The organism is Ensifer sp. PDNC004, assembly GCF_016919405.1.
In the GTDB taxonomy this organism is placed as follows: domain Bacteria; phylum Pseudomonadota; class Alphaproteobacteria; order Rhizobiales; family Rhizobiaceae; genus Ensifer.
On the sequence record NZ_CP070353.1, the window covers coordinates 520,483 to 546,417 of the forward strand.

Consider the following 25,935-nt stretch of genomic DNA (forward strand, 5'->3'; position numbering starts at 1 on the left):
CGCGGCGTCTTTTGCTTTTGGTGCGCTAAAGGGGGCTGCCCGTCGATGATCACACGGCCGGTATCGGGCTTGCCGGAGCGCCCAAGGTGCGTCCGCTCTCCGAAACCGAGAAGCGAAGGCGATACTCCTTCGGTGACAGACCCAGGATCTTGCGGAAGATCTTGCGGTAGGCGTTGGTGTCGTCATAGCCGCTCTGCCAGGCAACCTGCTCGATCGAGAGATGCGAGCGCTCAAGGAGGTCGCGGGACTTGGCGATCCTCAGCCGCTGGCAGTATTCGGTCGGGTTGAAGCCGGTCGCCTTCTGGAAGCGGCGCAGGAAGGTGCGGTCGCCGAGGCCGGCGCGCTCGGCCATCATCTGCAGCGTCACGCCCTTGGTGTTGGCGCCGTGCAGCCAGTGCTGGATCTTCAGGATGATGCTGTCGCCGTGGTCGAGCTTCGGCGCGAAGATGCTGTAGTAGCTCTGTTCGCGCGCACCGGGATCGATGATCATGTAGCGTGCGGTCGCCAGCATGACGTCGGTTCCCAGAAACCGGTCGACGAGTTTCAGGCCGAGGTCGATCCAGGCCATCATGCCGCCGGCGGTGATGATGTCGCCCTCGTCGATCAGCAGCCTGTCGGTGTCTACGCGGATATCGCGGTAGCGGTCGGCGATCAGGTCCTGGTGCGACCAGTGGGTGGTAATGGTGCGGCCGGCGGCAAGCCCGGATTCCGCCAGCAGATAGGCGCCGCCGCAGACGGAGCAGATCGTCGTGCCGCGCTGATGCTGTTCACGCACGAAGGCGGGCAGGGCGCCGATGCGCTCGCCGACCGGCAGATCGGAGAGCGTCGGCGGCAGGATCAGCGCCACAAGGCTTGATGAGGCCCCCTCGTGGGTGTCGCGCGATTTTGCCACCGAACCGTCTTCCTGAAGCTTCCAATGGCTGATGCGGATCTGCGGCGCGTCCCTGCCGCTCTGTTCGACCGACTGCATGCTCGCCACCTGGAACATGTCAGTCAGCCCATGGATCGCCGACATCAGGGCGCGGGGATAGACGACGATACCGATCTCCGCCGGTTCGCTTGTCGATCGTTTTGTCACTTCTGCCCCCATCGTTGTCAGCTTTGCCGGTCGAGAGGTTAGGCCCGCCGATTTATCAATTCAACCATCGCTTCCACGGTTCGGAAGCCTGGCAACAAAGATCAAAGAGGTGAGGACAATGACACAGGCAAAGGCAATTTCCGCAAGCGTTTCCAACAGCATCTCCCGCCGCAGCGTTCTCTCGGCCGCCTTTGGTGCAGCCGCCACGGCAGCCGCGGTCAATGCCATCAACACGCCGGCCAAGGCCGCATCAACCACTGCAGCAACTGCCGGCGCGTCCGGCACGAAGGGAGCAAGCACCATGGGCAGCCGCATCATTACCCGCGATGGCGTCGAGATCTATTACAAGGACTGGGGGCCGAAGGATGGCCCGGTCGTCGTGCTCAGCCATGGCTGGCCGCTGTCGTCGGACAGCTGGGAGGCGCAGGCCTTCCACCTTGCCGCCAACGGCTTCCGCGTCGTCACCCATGACCGCCGTGGCCATGGCCGCTCGTCGCAGCCCTGGGACGGCAACGACATGGATCACTATGCCGACGATCTCGCGGACCTGATCAACGAACTCGATCTGAAGGGCATCTTCCTCGCCGGGTTTTCGACCGGCGGCGGCGAGATCAGCCGCTATATCGGCCGCCATGGTACGAGCCGGGTCGCCAAGGCCGGCCTGATCTCGGCGGTGCCGCCGCTGATGGTCAAGACCGACAAGAACCCCGGCGGCCTGCCGAAGGAGGTGTTCGACGGCCTGCAGGCGGCAAGCCTCAAGGATCGCTCGAAGCTCTACCGCGACATCGCGTCCGGTCCGTTCTTCGGCTTCAACCGGCCGGGGGCTGTCGCCTCGCAAGGCATGATCGACAGCTTCTGGCTGCAGGGCATGATGGCCGGCCACAAGAATACCTATGACTCGATCGTCGCCTTCTCGCAGACCGACTTTACCGAGGACCTGAAGAAGTTCGACGTGCCGACGCTGATCATCCATGGCGATGACGACCAGATCGTGCCGATCGATGCGGCGGCGAGAGCCTCGAAGACGCTGGTGCCGCATGCGGAGCTCAAGGTCTATGCCGGCGCACCGCACGGCATCACCGACACCCACAAGGACCAGCTCAACGCCGACCTGCTCACCTTCGCCAGGGCCTGATGGTTGTTCGCCGGTGCCGCCCAGCAGGCGCCGCCGGCGCCCTTTGTCAAACGCTTCAGCCAAGGATCAGAGACATGACCTCTTCCCACAATCCAACCGATGCTTCCGGCCCAGATCGTCGTGAATTTCTTGCAGGTTCCAGTGCGGTTGCCGCTGCCGCCCTTCTTCCGAAAGGCGCCCATGCCGCAGACATCAAACGTTTCCGGCATGGCGGCTTCGATATCTCGGTTGTCAGCGATGGTTTCATCATGCTGCCGGTCAGCATCGTTCTGCCGGATGCAACGGCGGAAGAGCGGCCGGAGATCATGCGCCGTCTCGGCGGCACGCCGGAACGCGCGCCGTTTCACACCAACATTCCGGTCATTCGCAGCGGCGACGATCTGATTGTGGTCGACGACGGCTCGGGCACTCGGTTTCAGGAAAGTGCCGGTAAGCTTCACGCCAACCTGCTCGCAGCCGGCATTGACCCGAGCGCTGTGACGAAGGTGGTGCTGACACACGCCCATCCCGATCATGCGGGCGGTACCGTTGGCGCCGATGGCAAGCTGACCTTTCCGTATGCGCAGTATTTCGTCTCGGAGGGGGAATGGCAGTTCTGGACCGATCCCAACTTCGAAAAGGTGATGCCGCAGGTGCTCCATGGCTTTGCCAAGGGCGCGCAGCGCGATCTCTTCGCGGTCAAGGACCGGCTGACCCTGGTCAAACCCGGCGACGAAATCGTCAGCGGCATGCGGGTGCTCGACACCCGGGGACACACGCCCGGCCATATCTCGCTTCAGCTTTCCGGCGGTGACGGCGCGGGACATCAGGGGCTGGTGATCACGGGCGATGCGGTCACCAGCAACATCGTCTTCTTCGAGCATCCCGATTGGCATTTCGGTTTCGACACCGATGCGGAGCTGGCCTTGAAAACCCGCAAGGCCCTGATCGACCGGGCGGCATCGGAGCGGCTGGCGCTGCTTGGCTATCACTGGGCCTATCCCGGTATCGGGCGGGCCGAGCGTAACGGGGCGGCCTATCGTTTCGTAGCGGCGGGATGACCGCCTGGATCCGGTCATCGCTGGGACAGTTGACGGGCGCGCCTCCTGCGAGGCGCGCCCGTTTCTTTGCTTTCAGAGAGCCAGTTCGCTGTCCTTGATGTCGCTGATCGGCGCAAGGAAGGACAGCTCGAACGGGCGCAGATCGCTGCGTTTGGCGGTGAGCCGCGGCCAGTCGGGATTGACGAGCGCACCGCGGCCAAGCGCGATCATGTCCGCTCCGGCAGCCATCACCCCCTCGGCGCGGACGAGATCATGCAGGCTGCCGTTGGCGATGAGGAAGAGGCGCGGCGCGTGGCGGCGGGCCAGCGCGACGAGGGAGGCGTCGCCACCCTCGAAGGCCGGCTGCCAGGCTTCGAACTCTGTCACATGCACGAAGTCTGCCGGGCTTTCGGCGAGCGCCGCGAACACGCGGGCAGCACCTTGTTCGCGTTCGGCCCATTTGTGCCGGAAGTCGTTGACCTTACCCTGAGAGAGCCGAAGACCAAGCGGAACGTCGGGGCCGATCGCAGCGCGCACCGCCTTCAGCACTTCGAGCGACAGGCCGAGACGCTCAACGATATCTCCGCCCCAGCGATCCGTCCGCCGGTTCGAAAAGTCGGTAAAGAACTGGTCGAGCAGGTAGCCGTTGGCGCCGTGAATCTCGATGCCGTCGAAGCCGGCAACCTCGACTGCAAGCCGGGCGGCACTGGCGAAACCCTCGATCGCCTCGGCGATTTCGGCGTCGCTGATCTCGCGTGGCAGGGCATAGGGTCCATGGCCGTGATAGCCCGTCATCTGGCTGCCCTTTGGGCGCACGGCTGAAGGACCCACTGTCTCGGGCCGATGCGGATTGCCCTGTGCCAGCGCGCCGCCGTGCATGAGTTGCGCGAAGATGCGCCCGCCCTCCGCATGGACCGCCTCGATGATGGGCCGCCAGGCGAGGGCCTGTTCGTGGTCGGTCAGGCCTGGCTGGTCCTTATAGGTCTGGGAATAGGCCTTGTCGGTGTAGATGCCCTCGGTCGTGATCAGGCTGAAGCCCCCGCGGGCGAAGCGCTGGTAATAGCGCCGCATGCGTTCAGTGGGCACGCCGGCCGGAGAGGCGCTGATGCGGGTCATCGGCGCGACCGAGAGGCGATTGGCGAAATCAAGCCCCTTGAGACGAGTGCCGGTAAAGGCGGGGGACGCGATGCCAAATGGTGCGTTCATGTCACTTGCCCCCATCGAGCGCGATCGCTTCGATCTCGATCAGCGCGTCCGGTGAATAAAGCGAGGAGACCTCGATGATGCTGTCGGCCGGATAGGGGGCTGAAAACCACTTGCGGCGCAGTTCGATGATTTTTCCGAAATTTTCCATGGAACGCAGGAAGATCGTGACCTTGACGATCTTGTCGAGCCCGGATCCCGCGGCCTTCAGCGCCCGGTTGAGGTTACGGAAGGCCTGTTCGGCCTGGCGGTCGAAATCACCAACGCCGACCAGATTGCCGTCGTCGCCGATTGCCGCCTGACCGGAGACGAAGACGAAGCCATTGGCCTTGATCGCCTGGGAAAGCAGGAAGGGTGCATAGGGATCCGGCTGGGTGACGACCTGTTCGAGAGACATGGGATGTCCTTTCATGCTTGAGATTTTCTCAGCTTGGCGCTGTTGCCTTGGCTGTTGATCCCAATATGCTAGGGCGAGCATCGGCTGACAAAGAGTGATTTCTCAGCCAATGGATGAGGTGAATTCATCTATGAGGTTGGAATGAGGAAGTTGCCGCCGCTCGGTGCACTCAGGGTTTTTGAAGCGGCCGCGCGGCGGATGAGCTTCAAGCTGGCGGCCGAGGAACTGAACGTTTCTGCCACTGCTGTCAGCCACCAGATCCGCCAGCTGGAGGAGATTCTGGAGGTCAAGCTCTTCGAGCGCGAGACGCGGCAGGTGCATCTGACGGCTGCCGGCAAGGCGCTGTTTCCGGTGCTGCGTGATGGGCTCGACCGTTTCGAGCAGGCGATTGCCGATGTGCGCCGCGAGCAGGCGGGCAAGGTCGCGCGGCTCACCTCCACTGTCGCCTTCGTCGCCAAGCGGCTGGCGCCGCTCGCCGGGTCGTTTCGTGAGGCCTATCCAGACTGGACCTTGCGGCTTGACGCCTCCAACAGGACGATCGATCTGGAGGCGGATGCGGACGCCGCGATCCGTTTCGGGGGCGGGCACTACCCGGGGCTCGTCACCGAGCCTTTGTTTGCCGATCGTTTTGCCCCGGTCTGCGCGCCGAGACTGGCGCCGGCAAGTGTGGCCGATCTCAAACGGGAAACGCTCATTCATTTCGACTGGGGCCCGTCACGCCGCAATGATCACCGCGCGCCCGTCTGGCGGCATTGGCTGGAGCGGGCGGGCGCGCCCGATGTCGATGCCGGCGCGCAGCTCTCCTTTACCGACGAAATCCATGCCGTGCAGTCGGCGATCGCCGGGCAGGGCATTGCCCTCTTGAGCCTCACGCTGGTCGCCGAGGAGCTTTCCTCCGGCATTCTCGTTCAGCCGTTCGACCTGACGCTGGAAAGCGACCGCTACGACCTCGTCTACAGTCCGCGCATGGCGGACCGGCCTGCAACTCGCGTGCTTCGCGATTGGGTGCGCGCGCAGTTTAGCGGCGATGCCTGATCCGTGAGCTGATCTCGCTCAGTCGTCGAAGCCGAGGAAGTCCGGCGCCCAACGGCGGCTGGTGAGGCGCAACGAACGGTCGGGCTCGATGATGTACGTCTCGTAGACTTTGCGGCCGTAGGAATCGATGAACTGGTGCGGCACGATGCTACCGACGGGCGCCTTCTTCAGCTTGGTGCGTGGCTGGCCGCCATAGGTGATGCTGCCGGGGATGGGCTGGAGGTTTGGCGAGTAGCCGTAGGTGAGGTTGGAGGGGCCGGTCGAGGCCGTGCAGCCGCTGAGAAGCAGCACGACGGAGAGGGCGGCAAAAGCGTGTTTCATGTCGGCGATCCTCAGATGGCTATGTCAGGCGCACACCGCGTCGAACGTCAGGCGGAAACGCCTTGGACGATCGTTACCGGTACGGTCCAGCACTCTCTTCTAAAGAGTAGCGCTTAAACGGAAAATTCCAAGTTCTGTCATGCGGAATCCCGCAAGCAATGCTTGCAAATGTTCACGACTTGTACCAGTTGTGGAAAACTCGATCGCGACAGTTGCGGCCGGTTTGCGTGCAACCTGACGTTCGAATGTTTTTCGAACGGTTTGGGCGCGCTTTGGGAGGTGAAATGGCAGCGTGGCACTATGTGATCGGGTCGGAGCGAAACGGGCCCGTCAGCGACAACAGACTGCTGGCGATGATCGCGCGAGACGAGCTTTCACCGGATGTACTGGTCTGGCGGGATGGGCAGGCGGAATGGATCCCGGCACGCGAAACGCGGGAGATCGGGGCGGCAGTGCGGCGAGTGACGCCGGTGCCGGCCCCACAGGCGGCACCGCCACCGTTGCCTCGTTATCCACTTGCCCGCCCGTGGCCACGCTTTCTGGCGCGCGTCTTCGATCTGCTGCTGCTTTACATACCGGCTATATTCGTCTTGTCCCTAGCGGCGTTTGCACTGCCGGAGGACATCGTCGATCTCAATCCGTTGTTGCTGCGTGCGGCGGCGGGCGATCTCTCATCGGTGTTTTCTCTAATTCTTCTCGTGCAATTGGTAAGCTTCGCCATTCTGGCGCTGATCACGGCCGCCTTCGGAACGTCGCTCGGCAAGCTGATCTTCAGCGTGCGCGTCGTGCCGCTTCTCGGGCAGAAGCGGCTCGGCTTCCACCTCGAGCGTGAATTCACCGTCTGGCTGCGCGGGCTCGCGCTTTCCATCGTCCCGGCCTCGATCGTCACAGCGATCCTTCAGTATCGCCGCGTGTCGGATGGGCAGCCAGCCGGCTACGACGAGCGCAAGGCACGGGTCGAGGGCAAGCCGATCTCCGGTGTGCGGCTTGCCGGCGGCATTGTCTCCACACTGTTGGCACCGATCCTCCTGATTATGTTGTTTACGGTCGTTCTCAACCAGATCCCTATGTCCAAGAAGGACTTGGACGTCCCGGCATCGACCCGATGGGTGAACCCGGAGACGCTGGGCGAAGCCCGCTTCGATCGCCCCTTCAAGGCCGACACGTTGAAAGGCGCCGGCAACGTCAATACCTATTTTGAGGCGCAGGACCTGTCGGTCACCATGCTCTTCGAACACGACATCAATGTCGGCACAGGCGTCGGCTCTGCGGAATATGCCAGGACTTGGGACGCCGACCTGCAGAAATTCTTCACTGTCACATCGCCCTGGCGGCCGCTGACGATCGGCGGAAAGCGTGCCTATCGCGCATCGGCCGCGTCGGTGGGCAATGCCGCGGGTGATATCGAGCTGACCTTCGTTTTGACCGACGCAGGGGCCTGGCGAATTGTCGTTTACGCCGGTGCTGCAAAGCTTGCCGATCTCGACATGGAGCGAAACGTGACGGCGCTGTTTGAAACGATCGATTGAAATGGGGCGCCTTGCACGAACGGGCTTGCCGGGTCGCGGCGCATGAATTTATCCGCGCACGGGCGCGTGAGGTTTGGGGGAAGAAATGACGCTCTGGCATTATGCCGTCGGCAGCGAGGAAAAGGGTCCGATTGACGAAACGGAGCTCCTTGCTCTGGTCAGGACGGGCGCTTTGGCGCCTGACACGCTGGTCTGGCGATCGGGCAGGGGCGACTGGATGCGCATCGCCGACACGCCCGAGCTGATCGTGGAGTTCGAGCCGGAGCAGCCGGCGAGCGAACAGCGGCACGATGCGTTGCCGCCGATCCCGAGCCTGCCGCTGGCACGGCCCTGGGCGCGATTCTGGGCAACGTCGCTGGACCTCGCCCTGCTGTTCTATGCGGCGAACCTCATGCTCACGTTCGCGGTCCTTCTTCTTCTTCCCTGGCCAGTTCTGCAACTCTATTATCAGGAGTGGCGCATTGCCATCCTTGTGGCGGCGGTCTTCGTGAGCGCCACGATCGCCGTTGTGCTGCGCGCCGTCATCATGGCGCTGTTTGGCACGTCGCCCGGCAAGGCGCTCTTCGGCATTCGTGTGGTGCAGCTCAACGGGCAGTCCCGTGGGCTGTTCCATCTGACCCGCGAGCTGATGATGTGGCTGAAGGGCCTGGCGCTGCATATCTTCCCGCTGTTTTTCGTCACGCTCATCCTGCAATACCGCCGTGTCGCGCACGGCGAGCCTGCCGGTCATGACCGGGGACGGGCCCGGGTGGAAGGGCGCCGGATTTCGGGGACGCGCTTTGCCGCCGGTGTCGTGGTGGCGCTGCTTACTCCGGTCGCATTGGGCAAGGCCATGGACCCGGCGGCGACCTGGATGGTTGCCGCCCTGACCCCGCCGCCACCGATGCAGACCTTCGTCAATCCAGTGACCGGCAGGCAGGCGACGTTCGAGGCGGCCTGGGTCGTCGAGAATCTCTCGCGCGACAACATGCTCTTTGCGATCAGCTCGGACCAGGCAGGCGGCGGCATGTATTTCGGGCACGAGCAAATCCCGGCAACAATGGACGAACGGCAATATGCCGAGGTGCTCGCCGAGCTGCAGGCAAGGGCGGGATACGAGGCGAGCGCAGACTGGGCGCCGGTGATGATCAACGGCCAAGGGGCGATGCGCCTGGCGATGAAGTCGACCAAGGAACCGGACACCACCGCGGAGATCACCATTGCACTGCGTGGGCGAGACGCCTGGCGGATGGTTACCTTTCTGATGGAGGGTAAGAAGCGGGACGAGGCGTTCGCTGCGCTGGAGGCGGCGGTATTCAGGACCATTGAGTAGCGGGGCGGCAGGGCTGCCACCTCGCCGCCGGGCGACGCCGCGCAATCGATGCGCTTCGCACTCATGCCCAGATTTGTCGCTGAGGTGAATTCCGATTTGCCGAAACATGGGTTACGTCTTGTGTGAACTTCTGCGCGGATCGCGCGTTCCGGCTTTTGTCAGCCGCACGTTCCGTCCCGCCCAGTCCCTTCGCTGAACCCGGATATTGCATGACCGCCGATCAGTCCCTCGCGTTTATCGTCATCGGCGCCATGATGGCCTTCTTCATCTGGGGGCGGTTTCGATACGACGTGATCGCCTGTTCGGCGCTGATGCTGGCGGTCGCCGTCGGCATCGTTCCCTACGATCATGCCTTCGATGGTTTCAGTGACGACATCGTCATCATCGTCGGCAGCGCCCTGATCGTCAGCGCGGGTGTGGCGCGCTCGGGCATCGTCGACGCCGCCATCCAGCGGTTCCTGCCGAACATCTCCTCGGTCCGCGCACAGCTCGCCCTGCTGGTCATCACGGTGACGGTGCTTTCCGCCTTCATCAAGAACATCGGGGCGCTGGCGATCATGCTGCCGGTCGCCTTCCAGTTTGCCCGGCGGTCGAATGTTCAGCCTTCCGCCTTCCTGATGCCGATGGCCTTCGGCTCGCTGATCGGCGGGCTCATGACCCAGGTCGGCACGTCGCCGAATATCGTCGTCTCGCGGGTGCGCCAGGAGCTGACCGGCGAGAGCTTCACGATGTTCGATTTCACGCCCGTCGGCGCGACGCTGGCGCTGGTCGGCTGCATCTTTCTGCTGTTTGCCTACAAGCTGGTGCCGCAGCGCACCAGCCAGCAGATTTCCGTGCATTCGGCGATCGAGATCACCGATTATACCTCCGAGGCGGTAGTCGCCGCCGGTTCGCCGGCGATCGGCAAGGCGCTCAGCAATCTGGTGAAACTCGGCGACGGCGGAGCCGTCGTCATCGCCATATTTCGCCGCGGCCTGCATCTGGCGCCGCTGCCCGACGTGACGCTCGAGGCCGACGACATCCTGCTTTTTGAAGGCGACCCGGGGGCACTCGATCGCATCGTCTCGCAAGGCAAGCTGAAGATTGCCGGCGACCGCGCACCGCATGGTCGGGAAAAGGCCGGCGACGAAATCGAGGCGATCGAAGCCGTCGTCGGCAGCGGATCGCCGCTCGAGGGCATGTCGGCGCAGCGCCTGGCGTTGTTCAACACCCACAATATCAACCTGCTTGCCGTCAGCCGCCAGGGCGAGAGACTGAAGCAGCGGCTCGGCAGCATTCGCTTGCGGGCAGGCGACATCATCGTGCTGCAGGGCGCGCGGCGCGAACTGACGCTCTTCCTCCAGGACTTCGGCTGTCTGCCGCTGGCGCAGCGCGAGATCCTGCTTGGTACGACGCGAAAGGCGCCGCTGCCGCTTCTGGTTCTTGCGGCCGCTATGGGCTCGACGGCGGTCGGTCTCGTGCCGGTGCCGATCGCCTTCTTTGCGGCGGCTCTTGCCATGGTCGTCTTCCGCATCATCCCCTTGCGCGACTTCTATCGCTCGGTCGATGGGCCGATCCTGGTGATGCTGGCGGCGCTGATCCCGGTCAGCGATTCCTTGCGCACGACCGGGGGAACCGATGTCATAGCGCAGTGGCTCGGCACGGTTGCGGCCGGCCTGCCGCCGGCCGGCGCGCTGACGATCATCCTGCTCGCCGCCATGGCGGTGACGCCTTTCCTCAACAATGCGGCGACCGTGCTGGTCATGGCGCCGATCGCCGCCAGCTTTGCCGGTGCGCTCGGCTACAGGCCGGAAGCCTTCCTGATGGCGGTTGCCATCGGTGCCGGTTGCGATTTCCTGACACCGATCGGCCACCAGTGCAACACGCTGGTCATGGGGCCGGGCGGATACAAGTTCAGCGACTATCCGCGCCTCGGCCTGCCGCTGTCGATCGTGATCGTCATCGTCAGCATCCCGGCGCTGATGCTGGTCTGGCCGCTGCGTTAGGTGCGTGGCGGGGCTGGCTGCTGCGGACACGCGTGCTCTCGCAGAAATAGCCGTTACCGTGTACAGGTAGACGCGCGGTAGTGCCGCCGCAGGCTTGCCTATCCGTGAGGACCAAAGGGAGAAGACGGTATGAGCCCCAAGCCCACCGGCCACGTCAGTGGCAACGACCTGATCCTGACGCGCACGTTTCGTGCCCCCATCGACGATGTCTGGACGAGCGTGACAAGGTCCGAGAGCACCGCGCTGTGGTTCGGGCGCTGGGAAGGCGAGGCCGGTCCCGGCAAGACCGTGCGGCTGCAACTGCTCCATGAGAAAAGCCAGCCATGGACGGATGTCTTGATCGAGGAGTGCGCTGCGCCGCACCGCCTGGTCGTGGTGATGAAGGATGACGCCGGCGCGTGGCGGATCGAGCTGACATTCACGCAGAAGGGCGATGAGACCGAGTTGCAGCTGCTGCAGACGCTGAGCGACCCGAAGCTCGCAGGAGACGTCGGGCCGGGCTGGGAATACTACCTCGACATGCTGGTCGCGGTGCGCGCCGGCAAGCCCCTGCCGTCATTCTCGGACTATTATCCGTCGCAGAAGGCGCATTATCTGGAAGGCGTGTAGACCGAGCAGGCCTCCAATTGGACGGTCGCGTTCCATACACCGTTTGTGGCGTTGCCACTGCGGGCCACGCGGTTGTGTCGTAATGGGCGCGCGCGCCGCGGCAGCGGCGCTGTCCAGGGCGCTCCCTCACGATCGCAATTTGCTCGGAGCGGCACCGCCCCGAACCTCCCCGATTACGCCAGCACGGTGACGAGCACCGCGCCCCAGAGCGCGAGGAGAACGTTGCCGATCGCGTAGCCGAGACCGTAGCCGAGGGTCGGGACCTTGCTTCCGGCCGCCTCCTGCACGGCGGCAAGCGCCGGGGCCGACGTGCCGGCGCCACAGCAGGTGCCGGCGAGCACGCCTTCGTTCATGCGGAAGACCCAGCGGCCAAGCGCGAGCGCCGCGACATGCGAGATCGCGCAGATCAGGAAGCTGGCGATGACCAGTGCCGGGCCGGACTGGACGAGGCCGGCAACGAAGCTCGGGCCGGCGGAGATGCCGACGCAGGCAATGAAGGCGCAGAGCCCGACGCTGTCGAAGAACCAGAGCGTCGCCTCCGGCACGAAGCCGAAGGTGCGCCGCACCGAGCGCAGCCAGCCGGCGCAAAGGCCGGCAATCAGCACGCCGACGGCGACGCCGAGGCCGATTTCGAGCGCCCCGAGCTTCAGGGCGGGGATGCCGATGAGGCCGCCGAGGAAGATGAAGACGCCGACGAAAACCATGTCGGTCGCCGTCGTCTCACGGTCGGCATAGCCCAGAAGCGTGGCCGCTTCCTCGACATGGCGCCTGGCGCCGGCAATCGACATCACATCGCCGCGGCGCACCGTCAGCCCGGGAAAGATCGGGATCGGCTGGCCGGCGCGCAGAATGCTGCGCAGGAACACCGAGCGCGATTCCGGCTGCTGCCGCAGCTGCCACAGGCGTTTTCCGGCGACATCCTTGTTCGTCACCACCACGTCCAGCACTTCGACGGGAATGTCGAGAAGGGTGCGGTCGTCGATTTCGGTGCCGATCCGGCTGGAATATTCGACGAGGAAGCCGCGAAGGCCGGCAACGGCGATGACGTCTCCGGCCTGCAGGCGCTCCTTGGGTGCTGGGGTGATGATCTCCTCGGCCCGGCGGATCTGCTCGATATAGGCCTTCTGGTTTTCGGGGACCTTGGCTTCCGCTTCGGCAACAGTCAGTCCCACCAGGGCGTCGGCAATGACGAAAGCGCGCGCCTCGATCTCGCGGCGCGCCGTATCGCCGCCATTCTGCGGGGCGATCTTGAGCTCGGCTTCGAGCTCGGCGCAGGCGTCCTTCAGGCTGCGGCCGAACATCCGCGGCGCCAGTTGGGACTGGACGAGGATGGCGGTGACGACACCGACGAGATACGCGACCGCGAAGCCCGTCGCCACGGCGGATTCGAACTGGCTTGCCGCCTCCGGCGTCGGTGCCGTCTTGCGGAAGGTGTCGATCGCAACGCCGACGGTCGCCGATTCCGTCGCGCCCCCGGCAAGAACGCCTGCGGCCGTGCCGAGGTCAAAGCCGAAGAGCATGGAAAGCACGATCGCCACGCCGAGGGCGACGACGCAGAGCGTTACGGTCACGGCGATCTGCGGCAGGGCATCGGCGTTGAGGCTCTGGAAGAATTGCGGGCCGGTGCGGTAGCCGATGGCAAAAAGGAAGAGCAGGAAGAAGGCCTGCTTCACGTCGTTTGAAAGCTCGGCCCCGGTCTGGCCGATCAACACGCCGGCGAGCAGGCAGCCGGTGACCGCGCCAATCGTGACCCCGAAGACGGTGATCTTGCCGATCGCGTAGCCGATGCCGAGCGCCAGGAACAGGGCGAGTTCCGGATGCGCGCGCAGAATGCTGAACAGGTGATCGATCACGCGGTGTTTCCTCTCGGTGCCAAGCCGAAGAATTCCGCTTCAGCTGGATAATGCGCTGGTTGCTGGGCCGGCGGAAGACGGTCGCCAGCCGGAAATGCGGAGATGCTTGCGGGCCGAAGGAAACGCTGGCCAGGCGTTGGGGAGGGCGGCCGACGGTTGCCGGCCGCCCTTGGTGGTCAGCTGATTTTCAGGCCTTTCGCCGCCTGGTAGGTCTGGACGTAGCCGCGGGCGACCGAGCGCACGGCGCGACCGATCTGCGAATAGGCGTCGTCATTGAGGTTGGCGAAGGAGACGCGCGCCGACCAGCTCGGCGCGTCGAAGCCCGAACCGTTGAGCAGCACGATGCCGTGGTCCTCGGCAAGCCTGAAGGGGATGTCGAGCGGGTGGATGTTGTCCTTCACCCAGGTGACGACATCCTCACCGACATATTTGCGCAGCCAGAATTCGAAGTCGATGATGCCGTAATAGTAGTCGAAATAGATGCCCGGATTGGACTCGACCCCCATGCCCTCGATCAGGTTCCAGAACCGCTTGGTGCAGATGGCCATGCAGGCCTTCTGGTAGACCTTGTCGACATCCATCAGCTCGACCAGGCTGAAAAGCGACATCATCACCTGTTGCGGCAGCGACAGGCCGGCGGTGTGGTTCAGCGCCACGTCGCGGCTGTCGGCGACGATGCGGTCGATGAACTTCACGTCGCGCGGCTTCGGCGTCATCGCCTTGTAGCGCTTTTCGAGGAGCTTCTGGATCGGCTCGCCATGAGCCTTGATCTTCTCGTCGAAGATGTTGTCCTGCGCCACCGCGATGACGCCGAGGCGCCAGCCGGTGCAGCCAAAATACTTCGAGTAGGAATAGACGCCGATGGTGTTGCGCGGCAGATGGCCGAGCAGCGACTGGAAGCCCGGTACGAAGGTGCCGTAGACGTCGTCGGTGAGCACGATCAAGTCAGGGCGCTTCTTGTTGACCAGGTCGACGAGGCGCTTGATCGAATCCGGATCCATCGCAACGGCGGACGGGTTACCGGGGTTGACCAGGAAAAGCGCCTTTACCTTGGGGTTTTCGAGCGCCTTGATGTCTTCGTCGGTGAACTGGAAGCGGTCCTCCTGCTCGGCGCTGACATTGATGGTCTTGAGGTCGTAGTCCTCCAGTTCCGGCATTTCGAGATAAGGCGTGAAGATCGGCGTGCCGAGTGCGATCGTGTCGCCGGCGTTGAGCAGGCGAGCGTTCTTCAGGGCCTTGAAGATGTAGCACATGGCAGCGGTGCCGCCTTCGACAGGGTAGAGATCGAATGTCGCCCTGGGTCGATGGCCGGCGCACATCGCCCACATCAGATATTCATGGGTGATGATCTCGTTGTGGTGCAGCGCGCGGTCGGGCACCGGATAGTTGTCGCCGATGATCGAATCCGTCAGCTCGTGCACAAAGGCGTCCGGATCGAAGTGAAAGGTCTTGATCGCGTAGTTGACGGCGTCGGAGAGCGTCTTTGCCGGCGGAACGCCTTCGTCCTCTTCGTCCCAGTCGGCGGTGCTTTGAAGCAGCTTCTTCGTCCACTTCTCAAACCGGGCATGGGCTCCGTCCTGCGGCGGCATGCCGGCGACACCGGCCTTCGGATCGTAATAGGCGCGCTTGGCTTCGGTCAGCGCGAACTGGCCGAGCAGGAAGAAGGCTTCGCGGGCGCGCGTCGCCGTCCAGTTCGGGTTGCCGCGGCCGGCATTGAGGAAGGCCTTGGCGGCCTTCTGGGAGCTCGTCTTGGCGAGCTTGATCAGTTCGTCCTTGATTTCGAACGGGCTGAGATCGGAGATGCTGTCGTAGAATTTTCTGTCCAACATGATCCACACTCCCTGTGATCTGTGAATTGTGATCGGTGGTCCCGACTGTCGCCCGCCTCAGGCGAGCATGATGACGATGACGAGGCCGAAGATGGTGAGCAGCGTGTTGCCGATGGCGTAGGGCATGCCGTAGCCAAGGGCGGGAACCTTGCTCTTGGCCGCCTCCTGGATCATGCCGAGCGCTGCCGTCGTCGTCCTGACCCCGGCGCAGGCGCCAAACAGGATCGCCGGGTGAAACTTGAAGACGTAGTGGCCGATGAGCACCGAGGCGATCATCGGGATCGAGGTTGCCACCACGCCCCAGATGAACAGCGATATGCCGACCTCCTGCAGACCCGCGACGAAGCCGGGTCCGGCGCCGATGCCGACGACGGCGATGAAGATGTTGAGGCCGAGCGTGTTCATCAGCCAGAGCGCCGGCGACGGGATCCGCCCGAAGGCGGGGTAGGTGGTGCGCAGCCAGCCGAGCACCAGGCCGGCCAAAAGCGCGCCGCCGGAAGTCGAAAGGCCGATCGGGATGCCGCCGATCGTGATCGTAAGCGCCCCGATCATCGCGCCGATGAAGAGCCCCCAGCCGAGGAAGGCGATATCGGTCGTCTCGACGAGACGGTCGGCAAAGCCCAGCGCCTTGATCGCGGCTTCGACATGCTGCTTGGCCCCGCCGATGGTGACGATGTCGCCGCGCTCGACGGTGGTCCCGGGCAAGACCGGGATCTCGACCAGCGAGCGGATGATCTTGCGGGCATAGACGCCGCGCGCCCAGTCCATGGTGCTGACTTCCGCAAGCGTCTTGCCGGCGAGCGCCTTGCTGGTCACGTAGACATCGAGGACTTCGGCTTCGGCATTCAGCAGTTCCTTGTCCTCGACCTCGACAAGCTTCGAATCGAGATTCTCGACGAGTAGGGCACGCCGGCCGGAGAAGGCGACGACGTCGCCGGGCTGCAGTACGGTGTTGCCGTCCGCTTCGATGATCTCGCTGCCGCGCCGGACCCGCTCGACATAGACGCGGATGCCGGGAAGCAGGTTCTTGACCGGCGTCCCGGTCAGGCCGCTTGCCGCATCGATCCGGTAGGCCCGAAGACCGAAGTCGTGGTAGGCGCTGGTGATGCCGGGCTCGGCGCTGGATGTGCCGCCGCCGAGCTTGGCCTCGTATTCCCGGCAGGCCGCCGGAAGGTCGATGCCGAGAAGCTTCGGACCGAGTTGGGCGAGGATGATCGCCGAGCCGATCGTGCCCCAGATATACGTGACCGCGTAGGCGATCGGGATCTGGTCGGAGAAGGTCTTGGCCTGTTCCGGTGTCAGCCCCAGCGAGTTGATCTGGTCCGTGGCGACGCCGATAGCCGCCGAAATCGTCTGCGAACCGGCATACATGCCGGCGCCGTAGCCGAGCGGAAGCCCGGCGATTAGCGCGCAGAGATAGGGAACGATGAGGCAGAGCACGAGGACCGAGAGCGCAAAGGCGATCTGTTTCGGCCCGTCGGTGCTTAGGCCCCGCACGAATTGCGGGCCTACGCCGTAGCCGACGGCGAAGAGGAAGATCAGGAACAGGGTTGATTTCAGGTCACCGGAAACCTGGATGCCCAGCTGCCCGATGAGAACGCCCGCAAGCAGCGTGGCGGTGACATTTCCAAGGTTGAACCCCGCGACCTTGATCGGACCGATGAGGAAGCCGATGCCGAGGGCGAGGAAGACGGCGACGGGTGGATAGGTCCGAAGCGTGTCGACGAAAAAATCGATGGGGTTCACTGCTGCTATTCCCTTCAGAAAGTTGAGTTTCCATCACTTCATTTCGGGATCTGCGCGGCTAAGTTGAGCTTGTTTTCGGATCTTGTCGATGCCCAATCTTAATTCCGGCAATTGTTGCCTCGGTCGTCGAAATTCTCAACCGGCATAGGGTTACGTGAGCGTAACGTATGTTACATTTCAGCGGTTTTACTTGGGGTGCGCACTCGCAGGCGCCGCGATGCGTCCGCCGCCTGCAATCGAAAGACGGATGCGCGCGGCCGGATCGCGCCGGAACTTCAACTCTGGTGTTGTAATTCGTAATGTATCTCGCAACGTGAGGCATTAGGTATTTTCTCTTGGCTATGCTTGAACATACGGCTGGAGGCGCAAGGAATGATGGGCCTTTCTGCTTGCGATAGGGGCGACAGAACTTCGAAGGGTTGAGATGAAACGCGGCATCGTCGCCGCAAGCGCGGCCGGTTCGTAAGGTGACGAGGAGGGGGAGCAATGATGGATGAGGTTATCCGTAGGCTGGGGGCGCTTGGCGTTCAGCTTCCAACGCCGCCGAAGCCGCTCGGCGCCTATCGCGCGGTGATCGAGGCGGGCGAGATGCTTTATGTCTCGATGCAGGGGCCGCTGCTCGACGGGCGCTTCGTGCATACGGGGCTGCTCGGGCGCGACGTGACGATCGACGAGGGGCGCAAGGCGGCCGAGCTGGCGGTGCTCAACGCGCTGGCGCAGATCCACGAACATCTCGGCCGTTTCGAGCGCATTCGCCAGATCGTCCGGCTTGAGGGGCATATCGCCTGCACCGAGGATTTCCTTGATCATCCGAAGGTGCTCGACGGCGCCTCCGAGTTTCTGGCTGCCGCCTTTGGCGAAAGGGCCGGCCATATCCGCTCCGTCTGCGGCGTGCGCAACCTGCCGGGCAACGCCGCGGTGGCGGTGACGCTGACGGCCGAGCTCTTTCCGCCGGAGTTCTGAGGCGGCACGGCCGCCTGTCGGCCGCAAGGCGGATTTCGGCCGTGGAGCGTCGGATCGTGTCCGACGCTCAATTTTCGGCTTGCATGATGTAATGTTATTTAATAACGAATTGTGCATGACGATACGCCGCATGTTGATAGATCCTTCCCGCCTATGCCGTGCGGTTGTCTCCCCCGCCGATTCATGCGAGGAAGGCGGTGATGGTGCTGCGTCCGCGACAATGCGGAGGCGGCTGAAAAGGGAACACGGAACGGACGACCCTGATGGGGCCGAAACCGTGGCTGCCCCCGCAACTGTGAGCGGAAAGCGCATTCACACCATGTCACTGGCGATCAGCCGGGAAGACGTGGATGCGCCACGACCCGCGAGCCAGGAGACCTGCCATCGAACCGATCAACCACAACGGACGGGGTGTTCCGATGGAAAAGAACTGGCTTTCGCACGACGGCTATCCGTCCTTCTGCCGTTTCGCCATCTCTTGCCGTCAGTCCGGCGGAGGGCAGGAATGGCTGAGCCGAATTTCCGACAGCACAAGATAACGGTCTGCACCGATTGCCGCTTCACCGGTGGCCCCTGCGCGCCCGGTGCCGAGCTGATCAAGCGGCTGAACGGCAGCATTGCCGCACTCGGCGCGCCGCTCGATCGTGACTTCTCGATTGCCGGCACGGTGTGCATGGCGGCCTGCACGCGGCCCTGCACCATCGCCTTCCAGGCGACGGGGAAGGCAACCTATCTCTTCGGCGACGTCTCGCCGGACGAAGACATCGACGATCTCGTACGCTTTGCCACAACCTATGCGGAGCGTGGCGATGGCATGACGCGGGCGGCCGAGCGGCCACGCGGGTTGAAAGGCAAGACGCTTGCCCGCATCCCCGCAGCGATGCTCGTTTCCGAAGACCTCGGCGGGCACTTCCAATGAGGGCGCGGGGAGGGATCAACCCATGAGCTGCACGGCGACGGGAGCGGCACTCAAGGTCGAGGGCCTCCACTGGGGGCCGCGCGCGGGGCTGACGCTGGTCAAGGACATCGGCTTTTCGATCGCGGCGGGCAGCCGGCTTGCGATCCTCGGGCCGAACGGTGCCGGCAAGACCTCGCTCCTGCGCTGCCTCTACCGGGCGGTGCAGCCGAACTCCGGCCGTGTTTCGGTCGATGGCATCGATCTCTGGTCGATCTCGGCGCGCGAGGCAGCAAGGACGATCGCCGTCGTCCTGCAGGAAATGCCCGGCGACTTTCCCTTCAGCGTGCGCGACGTCGTCATGATGGGGCGCATTCCGCGGCGGGAAGGCTTGAGCGGCTGGAGCGATTTCGACCGCGATCGGGTGCAGCATGCGCTGGCGCATCTCGATCTCGCGCATCTTGCCGGTCGCCAGTTCTCGACGCTTTCGGGCGGTGAGAAGCAGCGGGTGCTGATCGCCCGCGCGTTGGCGCAGGAGCCGCGCATCATCATCCTCGACGAGCCGACCAACCATCTCGACATCCGCCACCAGCTCGAAATCCTCGAGTTGCTGCAGACGTTGAAGCTGACGATCGTCTCGACGCTGCACGACATCAATCTCGCCGCCGAGTTTGCGACCGACGTCGCGATCCTGACTGCCGGGCGGCTGACGGCCTTCGGCACGCCCGAAGAGGTGCTCAGCCCCGGCGAACTTTCGGCCGCCTTCGGCGTCACTGCCACCGTTCACAATGCCGCCGCCGGCGGCGCCCGCTTTTCCTTTTCACTTCCTCGACAGGGATCTATTTCATGAAGATCAATATTGCCCCATTTTCCCTCCTTTTCGTGCTGGCCGCCGCCACGCCGGCGCTCGCCTATCCGGTCACGGTCAAGAGCTGCAACCGCGAGGTGACCTTCGACGCGGCGCCGCAGCGCGCGATCGCCAACGACGTCAACCTGGTGGAGATGATGCTGGCGCTGAGGCTCCAGGATCGCATGGTCGGCTATACCGGCGTTTCCGGCTGGAAGACGCTGGACGAGAAGCTGCGCGAAGGCGTCAAGGAACTGCCGGAGCTTTCGGAGAAGTATCCGACCAAGGAAGTGCTGCTCAACGCCGACGCCGACTTCCTCTTTGCCGGCTGGAACTACGGCATGAAGGTCGGCGGCGAGGTCACGCCCGAAACCTTGGCGCCCTTCAAGATCGGCGTCTACGAGCTGACCGAATCCTGCATCCACGTGATGGCCAAGGCAAAGCCGACGATGGACGACATGTTCGTCGATCTTCTCAATCTCGGCCGCATTTTCGGCGTCGAGGATCGCGCCGAGACGCTTGTTGACGGCTACCGCCGCCAGCTTGCCGAGATCACCAAGGCGAATGCCGGCAAGGCAAAGCCGACACGGGTCTTTGTCTATGATTCCGGCGAGGAAAAGCCGTTCACCTCCGGCCGCTTCGGCATTCCGACGGCGATGATCGAGGCCGCCGGCGGCGCCAACATCATGGACGATGTCGACAAGAGCTGGGTGGAGATCTCCTGGGAGCCGGTGATCGAGCGCAATCCGGAAGTGGTGGTCATCGTCAACTACGGCGAGGTGAAGGCCGAGGACAAGATCGCCTTCATGAAGACCAATCCGGCATTCAAGAATGTCGATGCCGTCAGGAACGATCGCTTCGTCGTGCTCGACTATGTCGAGGCGACGCCTGGGCCGCGCAACATCGACGCCATCGCCCGTCTCGCCAAGACCTTTCACGGCGAAGGCCTGTAACCGATGCTGGCTGAGGATACGTCGGCTGACACCGTTGCGGTTTCGCGTGCCGCGTCTCAACGGGTGGCCCGCAGCGGTCTCGGCCTTGCCGCGGGCCTGCTGCTGCTTCTCCTGACGGTGACGGCCGCCGTATCGCTCGGCTCGGCGCAGATCCCGGTTGCAACCGTCTGGTCGATCATCGCCAGCAAGATTTCGCCCGGTAGCGTCGATGTCTTCTGGTCGGCGGGCCGCGAGAGCATCGTCTGGGACGTGCGCCTGCCGCGGGTGATGTTGGCAGGCCTCGTCGGGGCCGGACTGGGGCTGACGGGCGCCGTGCTGCAGGCGGTCACGCGCAATCCGCTCGCTGATCCGCATCTGCTCGGCGTTTCCTCCGGTGGAGCGCTCGGCGCGATCGTGGCGCTGCTGCACACCGGCATGATCCTCGGCCTTGCCACAGTGCCGCTCTTTGCCTTTGCCGGCGCGCTGCTCGCAACCGTGCTGGTCGCCTATGTCTCCCGCGTGCTCGGCAGCAGCGCCGACCGCCTGGTGCTCGCCGGCGTCGCGGTCGCCTTCGTCTTAACGTCCGTCGGCAACCTCATGATTTTCCTTGGGGATCCGAGAGCGACCCACACGGTCATCTTCTGGATGCTCGGTGGCCTTGGTCTGGCGCAATGGTCGCAGCTCGTCTATCCCGGCGGGGTGCTTTTCGTTTCGCTCGCCTGGCTGATGATCCGGGCGCGCGAGATCAATGCGCTCGCCATGGGCGACGAAACGGCGATGACGCTCGGCATTCCCGTGCGCCGCTTCCGGCTGACGCTGTTCGTCGTCACCGCACTTCTGACCGGGGTGATGGTCGCCTTTTCCGGCGCGATCGGTTTCGTCGGGCTGATGGTGCCGCATTTCGTGCGGCTCCTGGCCGGCAGCGACAACGTCAGGGTCATTCCGCTTTCGGCCTTCTTCGGGGCGCTGACGCTCATCCTTGCGGATCTGACGGCCCGCGTCATCATGGCGCCGGAGGACATGCCGATCGGCGTCGTCACCGGGCTCGTCGGCGGCATCGCCTTCATTGCCATCCTGAAGCGACGCGCGTAAGGCGGGTAGGAACACATTATGGACAAGGGCCGGTTATGGACAAGGGCCGGTTCCGGCCTATGTGTTAGCGCAGCCGAGGGATCGGCGACTGGCCCGCATGAGGAGCATATGGCGAACGAAGCTGACATCTGCACGCCGCAGGACGTTCTGGACTTCTGGTTTGGCGAACTCACCTATGACGACTGGTTCGGGACGAGCCACGAACTCGACCAGGCCTGCATCCGCCGCTTCCAGGCGTCGCACCTGGCGCTGGCCCGGGGCGTCGACGAGATCTGGCGGGCGAGCCCGGAGAACCGGCTGGCGGCGATCGTGCTTTTGGACCAGATGCCGCGCAACATGTATCGCGGCACGCCGCTCGCCTTTGCCACCGATTGCCTGGCGCTGCACGAGGCGAAGCTCGCCGTCGGCACCGGCGCTGACATGGCGATCAAGCCGGAGTGGCGCGCCTTCGTCTATCTGCCCTTCGAGCATTCGGAAAACCTTACCGACCAGACCATGTCGGTGAAGCTCTTTACCGAGCTCGGCGATGCCGATTATCTCGACTATGCCATCCGGCACCGCGAGGTGATCGAGCAGTTCGGCCGCTTCCCGCATCGCAACGCCTTCCTGGCGCGGCCGTCCACGGAGGCCGAACTTGCCTATCTGGCGCAGCCCGGCGCCGGTTTTTAACGGGAAAGCGGGCGCTGACGGGGATTTATCGCCGTTCTTTGCATCTTTCCGCCGTCTTTCGTATTCACATCGAAACGTGAAGACGGCCGGAGCGATTCCGGACCACGGTCTCAATCTGCAAGGATCATGAAATTGCGTTCTGTCGGAAAACTGCCCGCCATTCTCGTCTGCCTGCTGGCGCTTGCCGTGGGCGGCCCGGTCATGGCCCAGAAGGCGGCGCAGCCGACAGCGCAACAAACCGCACAGGCAAACGGGCAGGCGGGCCAGAAATCGGCGCAGCCGGCGCAATCGCCGCAAGGGGCACAATCGTCACAGACCGCCGCCCAGCCTGCTGCCGGCAAGCCGGCGCAGGAGGCGCAGCCAGCGGAGAACGGGGCGACCCCCGGTGCCGCCGAACCTGCGGCGACAACCACGCGGCCTGCCCAGAATTCCCAGCCGGCGGCCGATGCCTTGCCGGCTGATGCCACGCCACCGGCCCAGAGCCAGGCGGCCGAGCAGCTGACCAAGGCCGGCGAGGAATTGAAGGGACTGACCGAACGGGTCGAGAAAGCCAAGGACGACGACATCGTGCTTGCCGACCTCAAGGTTCAGGTCGACGCGCTCGCCAAACAGATCATCGGCGTTTCGGTTTCGACCCGCCCGCGCCTCGACGAAATCAAGGCCCGGCTGACCGAACTTGGCGATCCGCCGGCCGAGGGGCAACCGCCCGAAGCCGACATCGTGACGGCCGAGCGCAAGCGGCTGATGGCCGAACGTGGTGCCATCAATGCGCTGACCGGCGAGGCGGAAGGCCTGTCGGTGCAGGCGACGAAGCTGTCCAACGCCATTACCGCGACAAGGCGCGCGCTGTTTTCCAATACGCTTCTGAAGAACACCGAAGTCTCGACCGGAATGTTCGACGACGCGCTGACGGCGACGGCGGACGAGACCCGGGTGCTGTCGCGCAGCGTCGGGAGCTGGCTGAGCTTTGCCTGGAACTACAAGCGCGTGCCGCTCCTGACCGCGCTGTTCCTGTCGCTGCTGGCGGCGCTCGTGTTCCTTTCCGGCAGCCGCAGGCTCTTTCGCCCGCTGATCGAGCATGACATTACCGATGAGGAGCCGAGCTACTTCCGGCGGCTCTCGGTCGCGTTCTGGTCGACGCTGATCCCGACGATCGCTTCGGCCGCCTTCGCGGTATCGAGCTTCCTGTTCCTGCGCGGCTTCAACGTGCTGCGGTCCGACATCGCGCCGATCATCGCCATCACGCTCGGGGTGGCGGTTGTGGTGTTCTTCGTGACGAGGCTCGCCCAGGCGGTGCTTTCGCCACGCGATGCGCGCTGGCGGCTGGTGCGGGTGTCCGATCGCGGCGCCCGGATGCTGATGATCGCGATCTTCGCCATGGCGTTGGTCAACGGTCTCGATTACCTCTTCGGCGGCGTCAGCGAGGCGCTCGGTTCGCCTGTCGTGCTGACCGTCGTCAAGAGCTACATTGCCTCCATCGTCATCGGCCTGATCATCATGGCTTCGGCCTGGATCAAGCCGACGCTCAGGAAGGATGAATCCTTCGACGCCCATGGCCGCGCCTGGCCGCGGGTGGTGTCCTTCGCGCTGCTCGCGACCGGCGCCTTGCTCATCATTGCCGCTGTGTCGGGCTATGTCGGTCTTGCCCGCTTCATCGCCACGCAGATCATCATTACGGGCGCGATCCTCGTCACGATGTATATCGGCATCCTCACCGGCCGGGCGGTTGCCAAGCAGGGCGCCTTTGCCGAGACCGCCGCCGGGCGTTATCTCGAGCGGCGCTATAATCTCGAACAGGTGGCGCTCGACCAGATCGGCCTTGCCGCGGGCCTCAGCATCTACGCGCTGGTCGTGATGTTCTTCATCCCGCTAATCCTCTTGCAGTGGGGCTTCCAGGTCGCCGACATCGAGTCCTGGGCCTACCGGATGGTGACCGAGATCAAGATCGGCTCGATCACGATTTCGCTGGTTGGCATCCTCGCCGGCATCCTGTTCTTCGCGCTCGGCTACGCCGTCACCCGTTTCGTGCAGCGCTGGATCGACGGCAACATCATGGCACGCAGCCGGGTCGATGCGGGCGTGCGCAATTCGATCCGCACCGGCATCGGCTATACCGGCGTCGGGCTTGCGGGTCTGATCGGCCTGTCGGCGGCCGGCATCGACCTCTCCAACCTCGCGCTCGTTGCCGGTGCTCTCTCGCTCGGTGTCGGTTTCGGCCTGCAGAACATCGTCTCGAACTTCGTTTCGGGGCTCATCCTGCTCGTCGAGCGCCCGTTCAAGGTGGGGGACTGGATCGTCAGCGGCACGACCGAAGGTTTCGTCAAGCGCATCTCTGTCCGCGCGACCGAGATCGAGACATTCCAGCACCAGTCGATCATGATGCCGAACTCGCTGCTCATCAACGCCTCGGTCGGCAACTGGACGCACCGCAACAAGCTCGGCCGCTCCGAAATCGCCATCACCGTCACCTATGCCAGCGAGCCGCGCCGGATCATGGAGCTGCTCGCCGAGATCGCGGCCGCCCATCCCATGGTCTTGAAGAACCCGTCGCCGAGCGTCGGCTTCACCGCCTTTGGCGATGACCGCATGACCTTCGAATTGCGCATCTACGTGGCCGACGTCCTGACCGGCGGTGGCGTGCGCAACGATCTGCGCGTCTCGATCTACGAGCGCTTCCGCGACGAGGGCATCGGTGCGCCGTTCCCGGTCAAGATCGAGGACGTGCCGGTCGAGGACCAGACCGGCATCGAAAGCCACCACCCGGAAGAGGTCGGCGAGCCGAAGGGCGCCACCTCCGCCGAGGAAAGGGCCGCAGCCAAGTCTAACGCTTCGGACAAGAAAACTGCCGCTGCGGCGCCGCTCGACGAGGAGCGCGAAGTGGAGGGGGCAAGCAGCCGCCGGAGCGCCAGCCGCCGGGCAAACCCAAACCGCTGATAAACGGACCGTTCAGCCACTATTCAGCCGGCCTGCCATAAAAAGCATGCAATTCTTCTGGTGACCGACTACGCTGGTCATCGGCTGAAGAGGTGGCCGGCGCAGCGTCGCGAACCGACGGGGCGGCCGGCTCGGCAAGAGGGCGGCGCGTCTGGCGTCGATGGGCGATGAAGAAATTTGTGATTGCTTTGCTTTCCGGTTTGCTGATGGCCGGCGCGCCGATGGCCGGTGCTGCCAGTGCCGCGACTGTCACGAACAAGGACAGCGAGACCACCGTTCTGATCGTCGTCGAGGGCGAAAGCCGTGTGGAAGTGGCGATCGCATCCGGAGCGACTGAAATGATCTGCCCGAGCGGCTGTTTCGTCACCGCACCGAGTGGTGACCGCATCGGCCTGCAGGGCGACGAAAACGTCGAGATCGTCAACGGCAACGTCGTCGTCAAGTAACCTTCCATTCCGCTCAGGCGGTGCGACCGGCGCGCCGCTGACCGGCGGCTCCATCCTTCATTCGACATTTGCGCTGGTGGCGCCTGAAAGCCCTTGCGAGCGATCG

The 25,935-nt window shown here is 64.1% G+C and carries 22 protein-coding genes and 1 riboswitch; of the genes, 15 read left to right on the top strand and 7 right to left on the bottom strand.

Annotated features, from left to right (window positions below; translation table 11 throughout):
* Positions 1-49 precede the first annotated feature (49 nt).
* Positions 50-1,078 (bottom strand): GlxA family transcriptional regulator, encoded by a 1,029-nt coding sequence (locus JVX98_RS10520; protein ID WP_246764995.1) that lies wholly within the window; start codon positions 1,076-1,078, stop codon positions 50-52.
* Positions 1,079-1,196: 118 nt separating this feature from the next.
* Between JVX98_RS10520 and JVX98_RS10525 the strand changes: the two genes are divergently transcribed.
* Both JVX98_RS10525 and JVX98_RS10530 read left to right on the top strand, forming a co-directional pair.
* Positions 1,197-2,213 carry an alpha/beta fold hydrolase gene (locus tag JVX98_RS10525; protein ID WP_205238553.1) on the top strand — a complete coding sequence of 339 codons (1,017 nt, stop codon included), beginning with the start codon at positions 1,197-1,199 and terminating at the stop codon, positions 2,211-2,213.
* Between the two features lie 74 nt (positions 2,214-2,287).
* Entirely contained in the window at positions 2,288-3,253 is a 966-nt protein-coding gene (locus JVX98_RS10530) for an MBL fold metallo-hydrolase (RefSeq protein ID WP_205238554.1), read from the top strand.
* A 72-nt stretch (positions 3,254-3,325) separates the two neighbouring features.
* Here JVX98_RS10530 and JVX98_RS10535 read toward each other — a convergent pair whose 3' ends face one another.
* Together JVX98_RS10535 and JVX98_RS10540 are read right to left on the bottom strand one after the other, a co-directional pair.
* Positions 3,326-4,438 carry an NADH:flavin oxidoreductase gene (locus JVX98_RS10535; RefSeq protein ID WP_205238555.1) on the bottom strand — a complete coding sequence of 371 codons (1,113 nt, stop codon included), beginning with the start codon at positions 4,436-4,438 and terminating at the stop codon, positions 3,326-3,328.
* Between the two features lies 1 nt (position 4,439).
* The gene (locus JVX98_RS10540) at positions 4,440-4,832 is read right to left on the bottom strand and encodes a RidA family protein (protein ID WP_205238556.1); all 393 of its coding nucleotides are present in this window, start codon (positions 4,830-4,832) and stop codon (positions 4,440-4,442) included.
* A gap of 141 nt (positions 4,833-4,973) precedes the next feature.
* Between JVX98_RS10540 and JVX98_RS10545 the strand changes: the two genes are divergently transcribed.
* Positions 4,974-5,867, top strand: coding sequence for a LysR substrate-binding domain-containing protein (locus JVX98_RS10545; RefSeq protein ID WP_205238557.1), 894 nt, complete (start codon positions 4,974-4,976; stop codon positions 5,865-5,867).
* An 18-nt stretch (positions 5,868-5,885) separates the two neighbouring features.
* On the opposite strand, the gene JVX98_RS10550 is transcribed toward JVX98_RS10545, so the two are convergent.
* Entirely contained in the window at positions 5,886-6,188 is a 303-nt protein-coding gene (locus JVX98_RS10550) for a hypothetical protein (protein WP_043626645.1), read from the bottom strand.
* 284 nt (positions 6,189-6,472) lie between these two features.
* On the opposite strand from JVX98_RS10550, the gene JVX98_RS10555 reads away from it, so the two are divergent.
* The 4 genes from JVX98_RS10555 to JVX98_RS10570 all read left to right on the top strand — a co-directional run bounded on the left by JVX98_RS10555 (position 6,473) and on the right by JVX98_RS10570 (position 11,623).
* A complete protein-coding gene (locus JVX98_RS10555; RefSeq protein WP_205238558.1) occupies positions 6,473-7,717 on the top strand; it encodes an RDD family protein in 1,245 nt (414 codons plus the stop codon).
* Positions 7,718-7,802: 85 nt separating this feature from the next.
* Positions 7,803-9,029 carry an RDD family protein gene (locus tag JVX98_RS10560; protein WP_205238559.1) on the top strand — a complete coding sequence of 409 codons (1,227 nt, stop codon included), beginning with the start codon at positions 7,803-7,805 and terminating at the stop codon, positions 9,027-9,029.
* Positions 9,030-9,238: 209 nt separating this feature from the next.
* Positions 9,239-11,014 (top strand): SLC13 family permease, encoded by a 1,776-nt coding sequence (locus tag JVX98_RS10565; protein WP_205238560.1) that lies wholly within the window; start codon positions 9,239-9,241, stop codon positions 11,012-11,014.
* Positions 11,015-11,143: 129 nt separating this feature from the next.
* Positions 11,144-11,623 carry an SRPBCC family protein gene (locus JVX98_RS10570; protein ID WP_205238561.1) on the top strand — a complete coding sequence of 160 codons (480 nt, stop codon included), beginning with the start codon at positions 11,144-11,146 and terminating at the stop codon, positions 11,621-11,623.
* Between the two features lie 173 nt (positions 11,624-11,796).
* Here JVX98_RS10570 and JVX98_RS10575 read toward each other — a convergent pair whose 3' ends face one another.
* The 3 genes from JVX98_RS10575 to aspT all read right to left on the bottom strand — a co-directional run bounded on the left by JVX98_RS10575 (position 11,797) and on the right by aspT (position 17,051).
* The gene (locus JVX98_RS10575) at positions 11,797-13,476 is read right to left on the bottom strand and encodes an aspartate:alanine exchanger family transporter (protein WP_205238562.1); all 1,680 of its coding nucleotides are present in this window, start codon (positions 13,474-13,476) and stop codon (positions 11,797-11,799) included.
* 176 nt (positions 13,477-13,652) lie between these two features.
* Complete coding sequence (locus tag JVX98_RS10580) at positions 13,653-15,305, bottom strand: bifunctional aspartate transaminase/aspartate 4-decarboxylase (protein WP_205238563.1); 1,653 nt, start codon at positions 15,303-15,305, stop codon at positions 13,653-13,655.
* Positions 15,306-15,362: 57 nt separating this feature from the next.
* Entirely contained in the window at positions 15,363-17,051 is a 1,689-nt protein-coding gene (gene aspT / locus JVX98_RS10585; RefSeq protein ID WP_246764996.1) for an aspartate-alanine antiporter, read from the bottom strand.
* 486 nt (positions 17,052-17,537) lie between these two features.
* Between aspT and JVX98_RS10590 the strand changes: the two genes are divergently transcribed.
* The 8 genes from JVX98_RS10590 (at position 17,538) to JVX98_RS10625 (ending at position 25,829) form a co-directional block, all read left to right on the top strand.
* Complete coding sequence (locus tag JVX98_RS10590; protein WP_205238564.1) at positions 17,538-18,014, top strand: RidA family protein; 477 nt, start codon at positions 17,538-17,540, stop codon at positions 18,012-18,014.
* Between the two features lie 184 nt (positions 18,015-18,198).
* A riboswitch (cobalamin riboswitch) is annotated at positions 18,199-18,415 on the top strand.
* A gap of 104 nt (positions 18,416-18,519) precedes the next feature.
* On the top strand, positions 18,520-18,933 hold the full coding sequence (locus tag JVX98_RS10595; RefSeq protein WP_043619724.1) for a DUF1636 domain-containing protein: 414 nt from the start codon (positions 18,520-18,522) through the stop codon (positions 18,931-18,933).
* Between the two features lie 22 nt (positions 18,934-18,955).
* A complete protein-coding gene (locus JVX98_RS10600) occupies positions 18,956-19,759 on the top strand; it encodes an ABC transporter ATP-binding protein (protein ID WP_205238565.1) in 804 nt (267 codons plus the stop codon).
* Positions 19,756-20,709 carry an ABC transporter substrate-binding protein gene (locus JVX98_RS10605; RefSeq protein WP_205238566.1) on the top strand — a complete coding sequence of 318 codons (954 nt, stop codon included), beginning with the start codon at positions 19,756-19,758 and terminating at the stop codon, positions 20,707-20,709. Before JVX98_RS10600 ends, JVX98_RS10605 begins: the two co-directional genes overlap by 4 nt.
* 3 nt (positions 20,710-20,712) lie before the next feature.
* Complete coding sequence (locus JVX98_RS10610) at positions 20,713-21,780, top strand: iron ABC transporter permease (protein WP_205238567.1); 1,068 nt, start codon at positions 20,713-20,715, stop codon at positions 21,778-21,780.
* A 108-nt stretch (positions 21,781-21,888) separates the two neighbouring features.
* Positions 21,889-22,449: a DUF924 family protein gene (locus JVX98_RS10615; RefSeq protein WP_192446441.1), complete on the top strand. Its 561-nt coding sequence runs from the start codon at positions 21,889-21,891 to the stop codon at positions 22,447-22,449.
* 126 nt (positions 22,450-22,575) lie between these two features.
* Entirely contained in the window at positions 22,576-25,383 is a 2,808-nt protein-coding gene (locus tag JVX98_RS10620; RefSeq protein ID WP_205238568.1) for a mechanosensitive ion channel family protein, read from the top strand.
* Between the two features lie 167 nt (positions 25,384-25,550).
* On the top strand, positions 25,551-25,829 hold the full coding sequence (locus tag JVX98_RS10625; protein ID WP_205238569.1) for a hypothetical protein: 279 nt from the start codon (positions 25,551-25,553) through the stop codon (positions 25,827-25,829).
* Positions 25,830-25,935: the final 106 nt, after the last annotated feature.

Bases quoted from the DNA above. Each gene is read 5' to 3' on its own strand.
- JVX98_RS10525 (WP_205238553.1), top strand. From the start codon at position 1,197: ATGACACAGGCAAAGGCAATTTCCGCAAGCGTTTCCAACAGCATCTCC.
- JVX98_RS10530 (WP_205238554.1), top strand. From the start codon at position 2,288: ATGACCTCTTCCCACAATCCAACCGATGCTTCCGGCCCAGATCGTCGT.
- JVX98_RS10535 (WP_205238555.1), bottom strand. From the start codon at position 4,438: ATGAACGCACCATTTGGCATCGCGTCCCCCGCCTTTACCGGCACTCGT.
- JVX98_RS10540 (WP_205238556.1), bottom strand. From the start codon at position 4,832: ATGTCTCTCGAACAGGTCGTCACCCAGCCGGATCCCTATGCACCCTTC.
- JVX98_RS10545 (WP_205238557.1), top strand. From the start codon at position 4,974: ATGAGGAAGTTGCCGCCGCTCGGTGCACTCAGGGTTTTTGAAGCGGCC.
- JVX98_RS10550 (WP_043626645.1), bottom strand. From the start codon at position 6,188: ATGAAACACGCTTTTGCCGCCCTCTCCGTCGTGCTGCTTCTCAGCGGC.
- JVX98_RS10555 (WP_205238558.1), top strand. From the start codon at position 6,473: ATGGCAGCGTGGCACTATGTGATCGGGTCGGAGCGAAACGGGCCCGTC.
- JVX98_RS10560 (WP_205238559.1), top strand. From the start codon at position 7,803: ATGACGCTCTGGCATTATGCCGTCGGCAGCGAGGAAAAGGGTCCGATT.
- JVX98_RS10565 (WP_205238560.1), top strand. From the start codon at position 9,239: ATGACCGCCGATCAGTCCCTCGCGTTTATCGTCATCGGCGCCATGATG.
- JVX98_RS10570 (WP_205238561.1), top strand. From the start codon at position 11,144: ATGAGCCCCAAGCCCACCGGCCACGTCAGTGGCAACGACCTGATCCTG.
- JVX98_RS10580 (WP_205238563.1), bottom strand. From the start codon at position 15,305: ATGTTGGACAGAAAATTCTACGACAGCATCTCCGATCTCAGCCCGTTC.
- JVX98_RS10590 (WP_205238564.1), top strand. From the start codon at position 17,538: ATGATGGATGAGGTTATCCGTAGGCTGGGGGCGCTTGGCGTTCAGCTT.
- JVX98_RS10595 (WP_043619724.1), top strand. From the start codon at position 18,520: ATGGCTGAGCCGAATTTCCGACAGCACAAGATAACGGTCTGCACCGAT.
- JVX98_RS10600 (WP_205238565.1), top strand. From the start codon at position 18,956: ATGAGCTGCACGGCGACGGGAGCGGCACTCAAGGTCGAGGGCCTCCAC.
- JVX98_RS10605 (WP_205238566.1), top strand. From the start codon at position 19,756: ATGAAGATCAATATTGCCCCATTTTCCCTCCTTTTCGTGCTGGCCGCC.
- JVX98_RS10610 (WP_205238567.1), top strand. From the start codon at position 20,713: ATGCTGGCTGAGGATACGTCGGCTGACACCGTTGCGGTTTCGCGTGCC.
- JVX98_RS10615 (WP_192446441.1), top strand. From the start codon at position 21,889: ATGGCGAACGAAGCTGACATCTGCACGCCGCAGGACGTTCTGGACTTC.
- JVX98_RS10620 (WP_205238568.1), top strand. From the start codon at position 22,576: ATGAAATTGCGTTCTGTCGGAAAACTGCCCGCCATTCTCGTCTGCCTG.
- JVX98_RS10625 (WP_205238569.1), top strand. From the start codon at position 25,551: ATGAAGAAATTTGTGATTGCTTTGCTTTCCGGTTTGCTGATGGCCGGC.